13 protein-coding genes are annotated in these 16,169 nt (G+C 72.3%); 6 read left to right on the plus strand and 7 right to left on the minus strand.

Features of this window, described 5'->3' with window-relative positions:
* Position 1 precedes the first annotated feature (1 nt).
* Positions 2 to 1,765, minus strand: a complete 1,764-nt coding sequence (locus IPL89_16420) for an ATP-binding protein (GenBank protein MBK9064751.1) — start codon at positions 1,763 to 1,765, stop codon at positions 2 to 4.
* Positions 1,766 to 1,994: 229 nt separating this feature from the next.
* Here IPL89_16420 and IPL89_16425 point away from each other — a divergent pair, with 229 nt between their 5' ends.
* The 3 genes from IPL89_16425 to IPL89_16435 are packed head-to-tail and all read left to right on the plus strand — an operon-like array spanning position 1,995 to position 4,411.
* The gene (locus tag IPL89_16425; GenBank protein MBK9064752.1) at positions 1,995 to 2,273 is read left to right on the plus strand and encodes a hypothetical protein; all 279 of its coding nucleotides are present in this window, start codon (positions 1,995 to 1,997) and stop codon (positions 2,271 to 2,273) included.
* 3 nt (positions 2,274 to 2,276) lie between these two features.
* Positions 2,277 to 3,416 carry an NAD-dependent epimerase/dehydratase family protein gene (locus tag IPL89_16430; GenBank protein ID MBK9064753.1) on the plus strand — a complete coding sequence of 380 codons (1,140 nt, stop codon included), beginning with the start codon at positions 2,277 to 2,279 and terminating at the stop codon, positions 3,414 to 3,416.
* Complete coding sequence (locus IPL89_16435; protein MBK9064754.1) at positions 3,413 to 4,411, plus strand: acyltransferase family protein; 999 nt, start codon at positions 3,413 to 3,415, stop codon at positions 4,409 to 4,411. The genes IPL89_16430 and IPL89_16435 overlap by 4 nt, the downstream gene beginning before the upstream one ends.
* A gap of 15 nt (positions 4,412 to 4,426) precedes the next feature.
* Here IPL89_16435 and IPL89_16440 read toward each other — a convergent pair whose 3' ends face one another.
* From IPL89_16440 to IPL89_16450, 3 genes are all read right to left on the minus strand, one after another.
* Complete coding sequence (locus IPL89_16440) at positions 4,427 to 5,695, minus strand: patatin-like phospholipase family protein (protein MBK9064755.1); 1,269 nt, start codon at positions 5,693 to 5,695, stop codon at positions 4,427 to 4,429.
* Positions 5,696 to 5,763: 68 nt separating this feature from the next.
* Positions 5,764 to 6,258: a phasin family protein gene (locus IPL89_16445; GenBank protein ID MBK9064756.1), complete on the minus strand. Its 495-nt coding sequence runs from the start codon at positions 6,256 to 6,258 to the stop codon at positions 5,764 to 5,766.
* Entirely contained in the window at positions 6,255 to 6,950 is a 696-nt protein-coding gene (locus IPL89_16450; protein MBK9064757.1) for a hypothetical protein, read from the minus strand. The genes IPL89_16445 and IPL89_16450 overlap by 4 nt, the downstream gene beginning before the upstream one ends.
* A gap of 90 nt (positions 6,951 to 7,040) precedes the next feature.
* Between IPL89_16450 and hutU the strand changes: the two genes are divergently transcribed.
* The 3 genes from hutU to IPL89_16465 are packed head-to-tail and all read left to right on the plus strand — an operon-like array spanning position 7,041 to position 14,154.
* Entirely contained in the window at positions 7,041 to 8,723 is a 1,683-nt protein-coding gene (hutU, locus tag IPL89_16455) for a urocanate hydratase (GenBank protein ID MBK9064758.1), read from the plus strand.
* Positions 8,720 to 12,601 carry a hypothetical protein gene (locus IPL89_16460; protein ID MBK9064759.1) on the plus strand — a complete coding sequence of 1,294 codons (3,882 nt, stop codon included), beginning with the start codon at positions 8,720 to 8,722 and terminating at the stop codon, positions 12,599 to 12,601. Before hutU ends, IPL89_16460 begins: the two co-directional genes overlap by 4 nt.
* Positions 12,598 to 14,154, plus strand: a complete 1,557-nt coding sequence (locus IPL89_16465; GenBank protein MBK9064760.1) for a hypothetical protein — start codon at positions 12,598 to 12,600, stop codon at positions 14,152 to 14,154. Before IPL89_16460 ends, IPL89_16465 begins: the two co-directional genes overlap by 4 nt.
* On the opposite strand, the gene IPL89_16470 is transcribed toward IPL89_16465, so the two are convergent.
* The 3 genes from IPL89_16470 to IPL89_16480 are packed head-to-tail and all read right to left on the minus strand — an operon-like array spanning position 14,151 to position 16,131.
* Positions 14,151 to 15,134 carry a hypothetical protein gene (locus IPL89_16470; protein ID MBK9064761.1) on the minus strand — a complete coding sequence of 328 codons (984 nt, stop codon included), beginning with the start codon at positions 15,132 to 15,134 and terminating at the stop codon, positions 14,151 to 14,153. The genes IPL89_16465 and IPL89_16470 overlap by 4 nt on opposite strands.
* On the minus strand, positions 15,134 to 15,886 hold the full coding sequence (gene pssA, locus IPL89_16475; GenBank protein ID MBK9064762.1) for a CDP-diacylglycerol--serine O-phosphatidyltransferase: 753 nt from the start codon (positions 15,884 to 15,886) through the stop codon (positions 15,134 to 15,136). Before pssA ends, IPL89_16470 begins: the two co-directional genes overlap by 1 nt.
* 8 nt (positions 15,887 to 15,894) lie before the next feature.
* Positions 15,895 to 16,131: a YdcH family protein gene (locus IPL89_16480; protein ID MBK9064763.1), complete on the minus strand. Its 237-nt coding sequence runs from the start codon at positions 16,129 to 16,131 to the stop codon at positions 15,895 to 15,897.
* Positions 16,132 to 16,169: the final 38 nt, after the last annotated feature.

Genomic DNA, 16,169 nt, shown 5'->3' on the forward strand with positions numbered 1-16,169 from the left:
GTCAGGGCGCGAGAGCGTCCGCGAGAGCCGACGGAAGCTCGTCGGCGGGGACGGCGCTCTCGTAGAGCGCGAGGGTGGGCAGCGCGGCGAGCGATTCCGGAAGCGCGAGAGAGCGGCGCCGGCTCTCCGCGATTCGGTTCAGGACGAGGCCGGGCTCCGCTGCGCGCGCGGCCAGCTTCGCGGCGAGCTCGGCCGCCGTCCGCAGCGCCGAGGCGTCGGCGGACGAAGCGACGAGGATCCGGCCCTCCGCGAGCAGACGGGCCGCGTCGGCGCTGCGCGCGCGGAAGCCGTCGTAGAGGCCGTCGAACGCGCGAAAGAAGTCCGCGAGATCCGCGAGAAAGCCGAACCCGAGCACCTTGTCGGCCGCGCGCAGCAAGGCCGCGCCGCCGCGCGAAGCTCCCGACAGCGCCTTGCCGAGAAGGCTGTCGGAGCGGAGAAAGAAGCGCAGCGCGTCGTTCTCGAGCAGCTCGACCATGCGGCCGGGGGCCGCCAGGAAGTCGAGGCCGCGCGAGGCCGGCGGCGTGTCGAGGACGACGAGGTCCACGTCCGGGTCGGCCGCGTGCTCGTGCAGAGCCTCGACGCCCATGTACTCGAGGACGCCGGGCAGCGAGTCGACGAGGCCGGAGTAAAGGCGGTTCGCGTGGATTCGCCGGAGCGCGTCCGGGCTCGCGACGCGCGCGAGCAGCCGCTCGAACGTCGCCTTCGGGTCGATCTGGAGGGCGAAGAGCTTCCCGCCGCGCGGGAGGCCCGGGACGCGCACGGCGACGGGCTCGCCGCCGCGGCCGTCGGCGGCGTCGAGGCCGAGAGCCTGCGCGAGGCGCCGCGCCGGGTCGACGGTGAGGACGAGCGCGCGCCGCCCGCGCCGCGCCGCGGCGAGGCCGACGGCGGCGGAAAGCGTCGTCTTCCCGACCCCGCCGGGACCCGTCAGGACGATCAGCTTCTCTTCGTCCAGCCACGGGCGGAGGTCGAGATGCGGAGAGCCGGGGAGGAAGAAGGAGAGAGAAGGAGATTTGCTTAGAGGGTCCCGAGCGGGGGCGCGGCCCGCGCGCTTTGAGGGACCGGCTCGCGAAGGCGCGGGCGATTGAAGATTTTCTTCGAAGGTGGTGAGGAAGGAGGAGAAAAACCCTTCCTCCTCGATCTCGGGTATCTCGACGAGGGGAATGTCCTTCTCCCTCTTAAGCAAAATCTCTTCTCTTCCTCCCCGGCCGACTCTGTTCACCACGACGAGCGCCGTCGCGACGCCTGCGGCGTCGCGCGCCCCGGCGACGAGCTCTTCCGTCTCCTTCGCGGCGAGCTCGGCGGGCTCGGCGACCGCGACGAGAGCCGTCTTCGCCGGATCGGAGAAGAGCGCGTCGACGTCGAGCGCGAGCTTGCGGAGCGGGCCCGCGGGGACCGTCTTCAGGATCGTGCGGGGCAGGGCGAGGAGCGAGAGCGCGTGGCCTGTGGCCGGCGCGTCGAGGACGATGAGGTCGTAGCGCGGCTCCTTCTCCGTGCCGCGCGTGCGCTTGAGAACCTCGCGGATCTTCCCGAGCAGGAGGAGGTCCGGAAGGCCCGGCGTCGCGCGCGTGAAGAATCGGAACGCCGGCACGGCGAGCAGGCGGTCGCCGAGAAGGCGCACGGGCGACACGGCGCGGACGAAGTCGGTCAGGAGTGCGTCGAAGTCGGTCGTGAGCGTCCGGAGGTTGCGTTCGACCTTCGCTTCGGCGTAGCCGCGCTCGTCAAGGCCGAAAAGTCCGGCGGCGTCGCCCCGCCCGTCCGTGGACACGAGGAGAACCGAGCGGCCGGACCGGGCGCCGAGGACGGCAAGGGCGGAGGCGACCGTCGTCTTCCCGACGCCGCCCTTGCCCGAAACGACGAGAACGGTCCGGGTCGCGAGGCGGGGGAGCAGATCCGTCGCGCTCAGGAAGCCTGCTCCCTACGGGCGGAAAAGGGACATAATCGGGCACTCTAGCAGGTGGCGCCGTCCGAGCGGCGCTCCGCGAAAGGCAGACGCAATGGGCGACTCACTCTTCGACCAGATCCGGGCACGGGGCGAAAGCTTTCTGACAGAGGTCTCGAACAACCTGATGGCGAACCCGGCCTTCCTCGAGGTGCTCAAGAAGGGCGTCGCGGCGAAGGAGGAGGTCGACAAGAAGGTGGTCGAGGGCCTCCGCGCGATGAACGTCGTCACGAAGAAGGACCTCCACAGGCTCGAGAACCGCGTTGCGGAGCTCGAGAAGGAGCTCGAGGCCCTCAAGGCCAGGCCCGCGAAGAAGACCGCGCGGAAGAAGTAGGTCATGGCGCGCAAGAACGTCACCGGCGGACGCGTCGTCAGCTTCCCGAAGGCGGGCCCGCCGCCGGCGCGGCGGTCGAAGATCGCCGTGACGGGCGGCGCCGGCTTCTTCGGGTCGCGTCTGGTCCGTTCGCTTCTGCTGCGCGGGGAGCACGAGGTCGTCGTGTTCGACCTCGTCCCGCCGGCGGAGATGCCGGGCGACCTCCGGCACCGCTTTCTCGACCTGAACCTCCCGTTCGCGGACGGGACGCTCTACAAACTCCTCCTCGAGGAGAAGCCCGACGTCATCGTGCATCTCGCGCAGCTCCGGAGCCCCTCGCACCAGTCGACGTACGCGCACGAGCTGAACTCGATCGGGGCCCTTCACGTCTTCGCGGCGGCGGGAGAGGCGAAGGTCCCGCGCGTGATCCTCGGTTCCATGTCGCTCGTCTACGGGGCGCGCGGCGACAACCCGAACTTCCTCACGGAGGAGCACCCGCTCCGCCCCGACCCGCAGGACCGGTTCGTTCAGGACTTCGTCGAGGCCGAGAAGCACGCGCGCGAGCACGCGCGCCGGCACCCGGAGACGGGCGTCCAGATCCTGCGCTTCGTGCCGCTCCTGTCGCCGGAGGTCCGCGACTACCGCGCCAAGCTGTTCGCGTCGCCCTTCGCGTGGACGCTCATGGGCTACGACCCTCTCGTGCAGGCGCTGCACCCCGACGACGCCGTGGACGCGATTCTCCATGCGCTCGACCGCCCCGAGGTGCAAGGCGTGTTCAACGTGGCGCCGGAAGGCATCCTGCCGATCTCGACCGTCCGCCTCTTCTTCGGGTCGCTCGGCGTCCCGGTGCCGCACCCCCTGGCCTACGCGCTCTACGAGGCCGCGTGGCTCGCGGGCGTCGGCATCCTGCCGGGCGTCCATGCGCACTACCTCCGCTACCTCTGCGTCGTGTCGAACGACAAGGCGCGCCGCGTCCTCGGGTTCGCCCCGAGGAAGACGACGCTGGACTGCGCCCTCGAGACCGCGCGCGCGCGCTTCGGCAACGGCCGCCTCGTGGATTTCGACGCGCTCGAGAAGGCGGCGAAGGCCGCGGACTTCGCGTACGAGCGCCGCGTCCACCCGAAGCGCGCCTCCCAGCGCATCCGCCAGGAGGCCGCCTCGTGAGCGCGCGCCGCACCGTGCCCGTCAAGCCGTTCGTCCCCGCCTCCGAGGCGCCGCCGCCGTCCGGAAGCTTCGCGCCCTCGCTCCTCCCGAAGCAGCAGGACGACCTCCTGCAGGCGCTCCTCGGCGAGGCCGCCCGCTTCCTCGACGGGCACCCGGAGTGGAAGGGGCCGCGCGCCGCCGCGGACATCTGGAACCTCTTCCGCCACCGGAACCGCACGCTCTCGCTCGACGACTTCGGCTACGACGAGGCCGCGTCGAAGCCCTGGCAGGAGCTCTACGACTTCCTCTACACCGTGTGGTGGCGCGTGACGCTCGCGGGAGTCGAGAACATCCCGTCTACGGGCCCCGCGCTCCTCGTCGTCAACCACTCGGGCGTCCTCCCGTGGGACGGCGCGATGGTCAAGCGCGGGATCATGCGCGACCACCCGGCCCACCGCGACGCGCGGATGCTCATTCTCGACATGTTCACGACGCTGCCGTTCCTGCAGCCGTGGCTCCGCCACCAGGGCGAGGTCCGCGCCTGCCCGGAGAACGGCGAGCGCCTCCTGAACCGCGGCGAGCTCGTGGGCGTCTTTCCCGAGGGCGTCAAGGGCGTCGGCAAGCTCTTCCGCGACCGCTACCGCCTCGCGCGCTTCGGACGCGGCGGGTTCGTGCGCCTCGCGCTCCGGACGGGGGCGCCGATCATTCCCGTGACGGTCGTGGGCGCCGAGGAGATTTACCCGAACCTCTTCCGGATGGACATCATCGGCAAGCCCCTCGGCCTCCCGTACTTCCCGATCACGCCGTTCTTCCCGGCGTTCGGTCCGCTCGGCGTCCTGCCGCTGCCGACGAAGTGGTGGATCGACGTGGGCAAGCCGATCCCGTTCAACCACGGGCCCGAGGTGGCGGACCGGCCGATGATCGTCAACGAGTTCGCGGACCACGTCCGCACGACTCTTCAGACGATGATCGACTCGCGCCTCTCGCGCCGCGGGAACATCTTCACGGGGGAGTGAGGCTTGGGGGCCGCGTCAGCGGCCGCGGGCCGTCATGCGCTCGAGGTCGGCTTCCAGGACCGCGAGTGAGGCGGCGAGGCGCGTCGGGATCGTGTCGCTCGCGCGTTCGGCGTGGTTCTTCACGCGTGTGCGATCCCGGGCGCAGGCGGGCCTCAGGATGAGTCCGTGTTTTGCGAAGACCTTCTGCAGCCGCTTGAAGTCCGCGTCCAGAGTCGCCATCGTGGAGCGGTAGGCGAACTCGGCGATCCGGATGCGGCCCGACGTGCGCATGATGTTGCGCATGTAGCGCGGAAGGTCCTCGGCCCTGGGCTCGAACACGATGACGTCGGCCTCGGGGTCCTCGCGCCGGTAGCGGCTCAGCCCGTACTTGAGCCGCGAGTGGAGCGTGACGCGGAAAACCTGGTCGAGGATCGTGGGGAGGCCGCGCCGCCGGAGCGACCCGGCCCCGTGCCCGTTCGTGTCGGCCGGATGGAAGCGGATGGGGACGAGCGGGTTCACGCAGATCGTGAGCCCGCAGCGCTCGCGGAGCGCGAGCGAGATGTGGGCGGTCTTGCGCACGCCGCCGTCGATGTAGTCGATGCCCTTGATCCTCACGGGCCGGTAAAGCCCGGGGATCGCGCAGGATGCCGCGACGGCCGTCGAGATGGGAACGTCGTCGTGGCTCGGGCAGCCGAACGCCGTCGTCTCGCCGGAATCGAGGTCGACCGCGACGATCCGGAGGTCTTTCCTGAGCTTCCGGAAGTCGTTCGTGCGCCCTTCCTTCGTGAGCCAGTCGAGCATCCACGCCTCGAGCCCTTCGTTCTGGAAGAGGCCGGACGGGAGCAGCTGGCCGAGGGACACGACGAGATCGGTGAGCGTCGTCTCGTGGCGGTTCTTGTAGAAGTCCCACGCGGAGTCGAGGATCGTGAACGGGGCCTTCGCGAGCCGCGTGCCGATCTCGCCGAGGTTCACGCGGAAGAGCGAGAGGTCGTCGATGTCGGTCCGCGAGCCCGCCGAGCGCGTCGCGTTACGGAAGAGGAGCGACGGGGTCACGCCGTTGGCGAGGAGCGCCGAGATGTAAGCCCCGGCCGAGACCCCGACGAAGACGTCGAAGTCCGTGATCGAGGCGTTCTCGAGCCGGTCCTCGAGGGCGGCGAGCGCGCCGATCTCGTAGATCGCGCCGGTGACGCCGCCGCCCGCGCACACGAGGCCGAGCTTCTTCGTCAGCGGCGGCGGGAAGGAACGGAACCGCTCGCCCGTGCTGGCGGCGGGCGGCGTCCCGGTCTTGGCGCGGCGGGCGTTCATGCGCTCTTAAACGAAAAGGGGCGCCTTCGGAAAGGCGCCCCGAGTGTATCCGATCCCGGCTTGAGCGCTCAGCGAGCGCGGCGGGCCTTCGCGGCCGGCTTGCGCGACTTGAGCGTGTCGATCTTCCTGCCGAGCGTGTCGACCTTGGCGGACAGCGAGCGGAGCTCGTGGCGCGTGGGGACGTTCAGGCGGTGGAGGCCCATCTCGACGGCCGAGCCGACCTTGTCGCCGACCATCTTCGTGACGTCCTCGGCACGGCGGGCGGCCTGCTTGCCGGCCTTCTGGACGCGGGTCTTCACGTCCTTCGTGAGCTTCTCGCCGAGGTCCTTGCCGGACTCGACGACGTCCATGGCGAAGGCGCGCGGGTCCTTCCGGATCGTCTCGCTCTTTTTCGCGAAGTCGCGGGCGGCGACGCGGACCGACTTCTCGGCCTTGACGGCAGCGGTCTTCGCCTTGGCTCCGAGGCGGTCGAGCTCCGTGCCGGCGTTCTTGAGCGCCTGCTGGACCGGGGCGGGGACCTCAAAGGGCAGTTTCGGGGCGGTCTTGCGGTTGGTGGTTCTCATCGGGCTCTCCTTTTGCGGGCTGTTGGAGCGGAGGCGCGGCCGGTTCTGGCGGCAGCGCGCTCGCGCGGGTTTGCGGGAAACGACTTCTTGGCGAGCGACTCGAGCTGGGCGAGTCGGGTCTTGATTTCGGCGACTTCGCGGGCGATTTCGGGCTGACCGCCGAGGCGGCCGCCGAGGTCGCGGACGCTGCCGGTGAGGTCCGCGAGGCTCTCGCGGAACACGAGGCCGACGTCGTCGCGCAAGCGGGTGCCTTCCTCCCACGTCACGCGGCCCTTCTCGACGAGGCCGCCGACGATCTTCTCGATGTCCTGGCGGGCGTCTTCGATCTTTCGGGTGAGGGGCGCGAGCGTCTGGCCGAGCTTCTCCGGGCGGGAGGCGTTGCGGAGACTCTCGGCGACGGAGGTGGCCCCGACGCGCTCGACGGCCCCGGCTACGGTCTCGGCCGCTTCGCTGCCGGCCCGGAGAATCCGCGCGAGCGTGTCCGCCGACGCCGTGATCGGGCCCTTGCCCGACGCGAGGGCGCGCGAGAGGACGCGGGCGGTGATGTCCTCGCCCGTGTCGGCGGCGATGACCTCGATCCGGGCGCCGGTCGAGACGGCGCGGGCGAGGTCCTCCAGCGTGACGAACCGGCGCTCCCTCGCCTCGTAGAGCTTGCGGTTCCGGTAGCGGACGATGCGTCTCACGTCGCTCATGGAGGTCAAGATAACGCGCTGCGTAATTTCTGTCAAGGAGAATCTTGTGCGATGCGTCATCCGGGTCGCCGGGGGCTAACATTCCCCGCGATGTCCGCTCCCGCGTCCGCCCCGCCGTATGCCCCCCCCGCGCTGCCGAAGGGGACCGTCCTGGCCTGCCGGTCGTGGCTCACGGAAGCCCCTTACCGCATGCTGCTCAACAACCTGGACCCCGAGGTCGCCGAGCGCCGCGAGGATCTCGTCGTCTACGGCGGCTCGGGAAAGGCCGCCCGGAACCCCGAGTGTCTCGAGGCGATCCTCCGGGAGCTCCGGCGCCTCGGTGACGACGAGACCCTTCTCGTCCAGTCGGGAAAGCCCGTCGGCGTCTTCCGGACCCACCCCGACGCCCCGAGGGTTCTCATCGCGAACTCCAACCTGGTGCCGAAATGGGGCACCTGGGACGAATTCCGTCGGCTCGAGGCCCTCGGACTGACCATGTACGGGCAGATGACCGCGGGCTCGTGGATCTACATCGGAACGCAGGGAATTCTTCAGGGCACGTACGAGACCTTTGCGGAGGCTGCGCGACGCGATCTCGGGTCGCCGGACGGTTCGCTCGCCGGGCGCCTCGCCGTCACGGCGGGCCTCGGCGGCATGGGCGGCGCCCAGCCGCTGGCCGTCACGATGTGCGGGGGAACGGCGCTCGTGGCCGAGGTCGACGCGGCGCGCATCGACAAGCGCCTCGCCACGCGTTATCTCGACCTCCGGATCGACGGGCTGGACGCGGCGATCGACCGCGCGCTCGCCGCGAAGGACGCGAAGGAGGCGGTGTCGATCGGCGTCCGCGCCAACGCGGTGGATCTCCTCGAGCGGCTTCTGGCCCGCGGGATCGTCCCGGACGTCCTCACGGACCAGACTTCGGCGCACGACGAGCTGAACGGATACGTCCCGCACGGCCTGCCGTACGACGAGGCGCTGCGCCTCCGGACGGCGGACCCCGAGGCCTACCGCCGCCGGTCGATCGCGTCGATGGGCGCGCACGTGACGGCCATGCTGGAGCTCAAGCGCCGCGGCGCCGTGACGTTCGATTACGGCAACAACCTGCGCGCGGGAGCGGTCGAGGCCGGCGTCGGGAACGCCTACGACATCGTCGGGTTCGTCCCGCTCTACATCCGGCCTCTCTTCTGCGAGGGCAAAGGGCCTTTCCGGTGGGCCGCGCTCTCCGGCGATCCCGCCGACATCGCCGAGACGGACCGCACCGTTCTCGAGCTCTTCCCGGAGAACGCCGCGCTCCGCCGCTGGATCACGCTCGCGCGCGAGCGTGTCGCGTTTCAGGGCCTGCCGGCGCGCATCTGCTGGCTCGGCTACGGCGAGCGCGCGAAGGCGGGCCTCGCCTTCAACGAGCTCGTCAGGAGCGGACGCGTGAAGGCGCCGATCGTGATCGGCCGCGACCACCTCGACTGCGGCTCGGTCGCCTCGCCGAACCGGGAGACGGAGGGCATGAAGGACGGGAGCGACGCCATCGCGGACTGGCCGCTCCTGAACGCGATGCTCAACACGGCCGCCGGCGCGACATGGGTCTCGATCCACCACGGCGGCGGCGTCGGGATCGGCTATTCGCTGCACGCGGGCATGGTCGTCGTGGCGGACGGCACGGACGCGGCCGCCGCGCGGCTCGAGCGCGTGCTCACGACGGATCCGGGCATGGGCGTGATCCGGCACGCGGACGCGGGCTACTCCGAAGCGGTGGCGTGCGCGGAGGCGAACGGCATCCCGGTCCCGATGCGCCGGTGAGCGGCCGGACGCGGGCCCGGCTCGCGCTCGGGGCGGGCGCCGCCGCGGGCCTCGCCCTCGCCGCGACGCTCGCCCTGCGTCTCGCGCCCGTGGACGGGGCCGCGATCGCCGCGCGCGCGGACGGGTTCCGGGCCGAGGCCGGCCGTCAGTTCGAGCGGGACGCCGCGGACCTGCGCCGCACGGCCGATCGCGTCCAGGCGTCGCCGGAGTTCTCGTCCATCGTGGACGGCGGCGGGGCCCTCGTGCGGCCCTCGCGCCTCTTCACGCTCCTCGGCGACTCGCTGCCCCGCGAACGCGGGTGGGGCGCCGTCTTCTTCGATGCGTCCGGGCGTCCGGCCGCGTGGGCGGGCGAGGCCGCGGGGCTCGAGGCCGAACGTGGCGCCGCGACGGCGGGGCTCGTCGTTTCCTATCACGTGACGCGCGTCTACGTCGGCTGGGTGTCGCACCGCGGCGAGGGCGGCGCGCGCGGCACGCTCGTCGTGACGCGGCGCTACCCGACGGGGATCCTCCGGCCCGACGTCATCGAGTACCTCGGCCTTCCGGGAGGGCCCACACCGTTGCGCCTGAGGCTGCGCGCCTCCGAGAGCCGGGACCGCGTCGTCACGTTCTTCGTCGAGCCGCCGACTCCGGGCGCCGCGGAGAACGACGTCGCGCGCCGGCGCGCCTTGCCGGCGGCCCTTGCGCTCGCTGCCTGCGCCGCGCTGGTCGGTTTTGCCGCGAGCCATCCCGTGGCGGGCCTCGCGGCGGCCCGCTTCGCGCTCCTTCTCGGCATGCCGCGGGGCGGAGCGGGTCTCTTCGCGCCCTTGCCCTCCGGGGAGGCGTTCCTCGGACTCCTTGCGACGCCCGCGGACGTCCTTCTCACGGGCGTCCTCGCCGCCGCGGCGGCGGGCGCGTTCGCGCGCAGGGCCGCCGTTCCGGGGCACAAAGTCCGGAGCGCGCTCCTGGCCGTGCCTTTCGCCTGTGCGCCGTGGCTTCTCGGCCGATGGGCGGGCGCGACACGCCCCGGACTCTTCGAAGGGATGAGCGTCGTGCCGTCCTCGGCGGGGGTGTTCGCGGAGCAGACGGGCCTGCTCGCGCTTGCGGCAGCCGGGCTCCTCGGGGCCGGTGCTCTCCTGTCCGCGCTCCTGAGGCGCCGGCCGTCCGGCGTGGCCGCCGTGCTCGCGGCGGCCGCCGGCGCGGCCGCCTTCTGGGCGGCGGGCGGACCGGCGGCGGCGCCCTTCGGCCTCCTGGCCGCAGTCCTTGCCGGTGCGGCGCTTGCGCACCGCGCGGTTCCGTCCGAGGACGACGACCTTCTCGCGCGGGTCTCGACCGCCGTCTTCGCGGTCGCGGCCGCGACGCTCCTCCTCGGGGCGGGGCTCGCGGACGGCACGCGGCGCTACGTGGACGGCGCGCTCGTGCGGGCCGAGCGCGCGGTGTCGGGCGACGCGCGCGCCGCGCGCGCCGCGGCGGTTGCGCGCTGGGAGGCGCGCGTGGGCGCGCCGGAGCTCGAGCCCTGGCTGCCCGCGGGAGAGCGGACGCACAACGACGACCTCGCGCGCGCCTTGTGGGTGCGCGGCGCCGACGAGGCCTTCCCGGAGCTCGGCGACATGCTGACGATCCGCAGCCCGTTCGAGTCGACGACGTCCTCGTTCGGCGTCATGCGGCCCGGGAGCCGCGCGCCGGACGCCGTGAGGCCGGTCTCGATCCCGTCGGGCTTCCCGGCGACGTTCCTGCACGTTTCCTGGCCGCGCGAGGCGGACCGCGATCCGCTGCTCTCCTGGGTCGCGTCACGCGAGGTTCCCGACCGTGTCGCCGCCGAGCGTCTCGAATGGGACGCCTCGGGACGGCCGTCCGGCCTGCGCGGCGAGAACGTCGAGCTTCCGTCCGCTTTCCTCGCGGCGGTCCGCCGCGCCGGGAGGGCCGTCGGCACGGCGTCGACGAGCGACGGGCTTCGCAGGATTCACGTCTCCTCGGTCCCGGACGGCTTCGAGGGTTTCGGCGCGCCGGTGGACCCGGCCCTGACCTCTGCGGGCGCGGCGGTCGCCGCCGGCGAAGCCGCACTTGCGATCCTCGTCCCGCTCCTCTTCGCGTTTCGCCCTGCTCGGCAGGACCGGGCACGGGGGCCGCGCTTCTTCGGCACGTTCCGCGCGCGCCTCGTCGCGCTCGTCGTGCTGTTCGGCGTGCTCCCGCTGGCGGCGAGCGTCGTTCTCGTGCGCGTCTCTCTCGCGAACCACGCGACGCGCGAGACGGGCCGGCGCGCGCGCGACCTCGTGACGGAGGGGCGCCGCGTCCTTCAGAGCGGGGAAGAAGGGCTCGCGACGTCGCCCGAGGGAGAGCTGAACCGCGCGGCGGCCGTCATCGGCACGGACCTCCTGCGTTACCGCGACGGGACGCTCGTCGCGGCTTCGCGCGCGCTCCCCGTCTCGGCGGCGATCGCTCGCGAGCGGCTGTCCGCGGCGGTCGCGCAGGGTCTCGCCGAGGGACGCCCGGCCTCCGTGGCCGCGCGCCGGACGAACACCCCCGGCGCGCCGCGCGTCTTCGAGGCCGCCGAGGCCCTATCGCGCGACGGGCGCGACGTCCTCGCGGTCGTCGTCGGGGAGGACGAGGCGCTCCGCTCCGCGGCCGACTCCCTCGTCCTCCTGTCGGTTGCCGTCGCGCTCCTCGCGCTCGGTCTCGGAGGCCGTGCGGCGCTCGCGCTCGGGCAGCCGCTCGAGGACCTCCTCGAAGCGACGGGGAAGGTCGGCGAGGGCCGTGCGCTTCCGCCGATCCGTCGTCCGGAGAACGCCGACCTCGCGCGCCTCGTCGAAGCGTTCGGGCAGATGTCGGCGCGTGTCGAGGAGCGCACGCAGTCGCTCGCACGGGAGCGGGCGTCGGCCGTGGGACTGCTCGAGAACCTCACCGCGGCCGTCCTCCTCTACCGGCGCAGGGACGGGGCGGTCCTGCTCTCGAACGAGGCGGCGGATCAGATCCTGCCGGGCGGGGGTCTCGCGGAACGGCTCGCGGGGCCCGAGTGGGCGCCGCTCCGCGCGGCGCTCGACGCGGCGGTGTCGCGCCCGTCGCCCTACGAGACGCGCGTCGCGGTGCCGGGTGCGGCAGGCGAGCGCCTTTTCCGCATCGCGATCGTCACGCTGCCGGAGGACCTCGAGGAGGGGCGGACGATCCTGCTCCTCGAGGACCTCACCGAGTTCACGCGCGCCGACCGCCTTGCCGCGTGGGTGGACGCCGCGCGGGCGATCGCGCACGACATCAAGAACCCGCTCACGCCGATCCGCCTCGCGGCGGAGAGACTGGGAAGGCTCGAGGAGCGTCGCGACCCCCCGCCGCCGGGAGCGTTTGCGGAGATCTCCGCGAACATCCTGAGGCAGGTCGCGATCCTCACCGAACGCATCGGGAGGCTCGGCCGGTTCGGAGATCCCGCGGCGCTGGATCGCCGGACCCTGGACGCCGTGGCGGTTCGCGCGCTCCTGGAGGAGGTCGCGGCCGACTTCCGGGCCCACGAGCGCCTGACCGTGGCGGTCGACGTGCCGGCCGGGCTGCGGCCGCTCGCCGCGGACAGGCTGCTCCTGCGCGACGCGCTCACGAACTTCCTCGTCAACGCGGCCGAGGCCCTCGCCGAGCGCGGCGGCGCGATCGTTCTCTCGGCCTCGAACGCCGCGCTTTCCGGGGGCGCCGCGGGCGTGCGCTTCGCCTGCGCGGACGACGGGCCGGGCGCGCCGGAGGGCGCCGCGGAGCGGCTCTTCGAACCCGCGTTTTCCACGAAGGCGCGCGGCTCCGGCATGGGTCTGGCCGCCGTGCGCAGAACCGCAGAGCGGCACGGCGGGGAAGTCTTCGCCGAGGCCGGGCCCGGCGGGGGACTCGTGATCGGCTTCACGCTGCCCGCGCTATCATCACCGGCGTGAAGAGCGGTTCCCGACGCCGCGGCGCTCGCGTCGCGTTTCGGACGGGCGTACCGCCTGCCGCGCGTCTCGCCGTTGCGCTTGCGTTCTCTCTGCTCTTCTCCGGAGCGTGCCGGAAGAGTGTGGAGCCGGCCGACGCGCCGCCCCAGCCCCCCGGAGCGGCCCGCACCGACGCCCTGTTTCTCTCGGAGGCTCCGGCGTACGTTCCGGACGAGGCGGACGCCGAGCTCTCGGGGATGGGGATCTCGCGCGTCTACGTCGTGGCCGCGACGCTCGGACGCGACGGCCGCGCGACTCCGGCGCCGCCGCCGCCCACCCCGCTGAAGCGGCCGATCGTGCTCGTCCTGATGGGCTCGGAGGATGCCGCTTCCGCGCTCACGGGTCGCGGCGCCGAGGCCGGGGCCGAGTGGGCGCGGGCCGTCGCACGCGTGCTCGCCGATTCCAGGAGCTGGGGCCGCGTGGCGGGCGTGCACGTGCACATCTGGCCGACCCCCGAGCAGGCAAAGGACCTCGCGGCCGCACTCGCCGCGCTGAAGAAGTCGATCGGGGGGGCCGCGGTGTCGGTGACGCTTCCGGCTGCCGGCGAGCCGACGGCCTGGAAGCCGCTCACGGGCGCCGCCGACGAGGCGCTCGTCTTCGCATTCGGGCGCCGGCCAGAGCTCGGCGGGCGGATCGTGAGCGAGATGCCCGAGGACAACGCGAAGATCTTCCCGATTCCGTTCCGTCTCCTCGTCGCGTTCGGCAGCTACGGCCGCGCCGGAGACGGGGCGAGCTTCACCGGCCCGATCCTCGCCGACGGAAAGATCGACGAGCTGTCGGAGGATCGCGGGCTCGACTTCGAGTTCGGTCAGCAGGTGTTCTCCGCCGATCCGGGGACCGTCTACACGTTCAAGCCGCGGCCGGGCGCGCGTTCGTCGCTCACGGCGGCCGGCGGCTGGGCCCGATTCCAGATCCCGACGATGGCCGAGGGGCTGCGCTCGCTCGCCGCCGCGGGCCGCTGGGCGGCGCCGCGGTATCTCGGGCGCGTGTTCCTCGTGGGCGGCGTCCCGAAGGACGGCTCGCTCGTGGGCTACGCGGCGGTGCGGGCGCTCCTCACCGGCAAGCCGCTCGAGCCGCGCCTCGCGGTGGAGGTTGCGCACATGGGGTCCGGGCACGGCTGGGCCGAGGTCACGGTGACGTCCACGAACCTGGGGCCGACGCCGACGGACCTCTCGCACTACAACAGCTGGGTGCAGCTGCGCGTCGAGGGCGGCACCGTCGCATCCGTGCGCCCGGGCGACTTCGACCGGTACGAGCAGCTCACGTCCGAGGCCGAGGGCTTCAAGCCGACGACGTCCAGCCGCGCCGTCGTCTGCCGGCTCTTCGAGAACATCTTCGCGCCGGGCGAGGTGGACGTCTCGGGTCCGATCCGCGTCGTCGGCGCGCACCCGCGGGTCTTCGCGAGCTGGCACCTCACCCTTCCGGACGGCAAGGTCCTCGACGGCGCCGAGGTCGAGGCGCCGGTGAACGTGGCGCCGCCGAAGATGGCGCCGTCGAAACCCGCGCGCCGGCGTTAGGCCAGAGCGCGCTCCTTCAGCGCCTGCTCGGCCAGCCGCACGGCGAGGATCGCGCCGCCGCGCCGCAGGTGGTCCGAGGCCAGGGTGAGGCACACGCGTCGGCCGGAAGAATCCACGCGCAGGACGAGGGTTTCGTCGCGCGCCGCCGACTCGACGGAGCCCGAGAGGTTCTCGGGATCGACGACTTCGAAGGCGTCCTTGCGGGCTGCGAACGCGGCGAGGAGCGCGGCGGGCGCCGGGGCGTCGGCGCCCAGACGGAGCTCGAGCCGCAGGAGATGGCCGTGAAACACGCCCGCGCGGGCCGAAAGGACTCCGAGCGGGAACGGCCGGCCGAGGAGCGCGGCGACGTCCGCCGCGACACGGCTCTCGAAGAGATCCGTATCGGCGGGGACGAATGCGTTGAACGCGGCCTGGGTTCCGAAGGCGACTTTCGGGACCGGACGGAACGCCGCGAGCGCCACGGCCTGCTCGAACAGCTCGTCGAGCGCGGCCTTGCCGAGCTCGCTCGCGGGCCGGTCGATCGCGGCGGTGGCCTCGGCGACCGGTGCGAGGGCGTCGACCACGGCGATCGCCTCCGCGAGGACGAAGGCCACGGGGTGCGGCGCGGCGAGGACGTTTCCCGCCGGGAGGGTGCGCGGAGCGCCGTCTTCAGACGGCACCGCGAGCGTGCCTTCGTGCCGGACGCCGGAGAGGTCGATCGCGAGGCAGGAGTCCGTGCGGGTGGCGAGGAAGCGTTGCGTGTCGGCGGCCGACCCGCACAGGAACGCGATCCTGCAGGTCTCGAGCGCATCCGGAGTGAGAGGCGCGACGAAGGCCACCTCGTCATCGTCCGCGGTCAGGAGCCCGCCCGGCTGCGGGGTCTGGTGGAAGAGGTGGATCTTCGCGGCGGGGAAGTTGCGCTCCTTGAGCACGGCCTTCACGTCGCGGCCGAGGAGCGTCGTCGGCTCGACGAGGCCGACGGAGATTCCCGCGGCCTTCATCACGCGGCGCTGTCGGCCGGGCGGCGCCGGAACAGTCCGGCGAGCCGCGCGATGGGCGCCGACGCGGCGTACGTCGCGAGAAGGCCCGCCAGAGCGTACTGGCGCAGCCACCAGATGAGGGCGAGGGCCGCCGCGAAAAGCAGGAAGTAGAGCCGGCCGCGGCGCGACTTGATGTCGAGATCCTTGAATGACCGGTAGCGGAACGTCGAAACCATGAGGAACGCGAGCGCCGCCGTGACGCCCATGAAGACGGCGCGGAGCGGGTCCGTGAGGTGGGAGGACGGAACAGCCCAGATGAGGCCGCAGAGCGCGCCCGCCGCGGACGGGATCGGAAGCCCGACGAACCACCGCTTGTCCACGACGTGGATCTGGACGTTGAAGCGGGCGAGGCGCGAGGCCCCGCAGACCGCGAAGAGGAACGAGACGAGGAGGCCCGCGCGGCCGAAGGAGGAGAGCCCCCAGTTGTAGACGAGAAAGGCGGGCGCGACGCCGAAGGAGACGACGTCACAGAGGGAATCCAGCTGCTCGCCGAACGCGGAAGTCGTTCCGGTCAGCCGGGCGACGCGCCCGTCGATCCCGTCGAAGAATCCCGCGACGAAGATGAGGATCGCCGCGGTCTCGAACGCACCCCTCGCGGAAGCGTCGAGCGAGAGAAAGCCGCAGAAGATGTTGCCCGCGGTGAAAAGCGCGGGCAGCACGTAAACCCCCCGGCGAACCCCGCGGCGCGGGGCGATCGAAGGGGAGTCGGCCAAGGGAAAGCCTAGTGCGCGGAGACCCGCGCCCGATGTTCGCGCGCGATCTCTTCCATGCGGTCCTTCAGGTGGAGCTTTTCCTTTTTCAGCCGCTTTTCCTCGATCTCCTCGTCCGTGGAGAGGAAGGTCTTGGACGCGAGCTCGGCCAGCCGGCGTTCGTGGTCGTGGTGGTTCTTCAGAAGGTTCTTGAACTCGTCGTTGTGGCTGGCCAGTTCGTGCTTGATTTCCTCGGTCAAGGACTGCATCGCCACCTCCTCAAATCGGAATCCCGGGTGAACCCGGA

It is taken from the genome of Acidobacteriota bacterium (assembly GCA_016716715.1).
In the GTDB taxonomy this organism is placed as follows: domain Bacteria; phylum Acidobacteriota; class Thermoanaerobaculia; order UBA5066; family UBA5066; genus Fen-183.

Coding starts and splice junctions, on each gene's coding strand:
- IPL89_16470 (MBK9064761.1), bottom strand. CDS start 15,134: ATGAAGGCCGCGGGAATCTCCGTCGGCCTCGTCGAGCCGACGACGCTC.
- IPL89_16445 (MBK9064756.1), bottom strand. CDS start 6,258: ATGAGAACCACCAACCGCAAGACCGCCCCGAAACTGCCCTTTGAGGTC.
- IPL89_16450 (MBK9064757.1), bottom strand. CDS start 6,950: ATGAGCGACGTGAGACGCATCGTCCGCTACCGGAACCGCAAGCTCTAC.
- IPL89_16440 (MBK9064755.1), bottom strand. CDS start 5,695: ATGAACGCCCGCCGCGCCAAGACCGGGACGCCGCCCGCCGCCAGCACG.
- IPL89_16425 (MBK9064752.1), top strand. CDS start 1,995: ATGGGCGACTCACTCTTCGACCAGATCCGGGCACGGGGCGAAAGCTTT.
- IPL89_16480 (MBK9064763.1), bottom strand. CDS start 16,131: ATGCAGTCCTTGACCGAGGAAATCAAGCACGAACTGGCCAGCCACAAC.
- IPL89_16430 (MBK9064753.1), top strand. CDS start 2,277: ATGGCGCGCAAGAACGTCACCGGCGGACGCGTCGTCAGCTTCCCGAAG.
- hutU (MBK9064758.1), top strand. CDS start 7,041: ATGTCCGCTCCCGCGTCCGCCCCGCCGTATGCCCCCCCCGCGCTGCCG.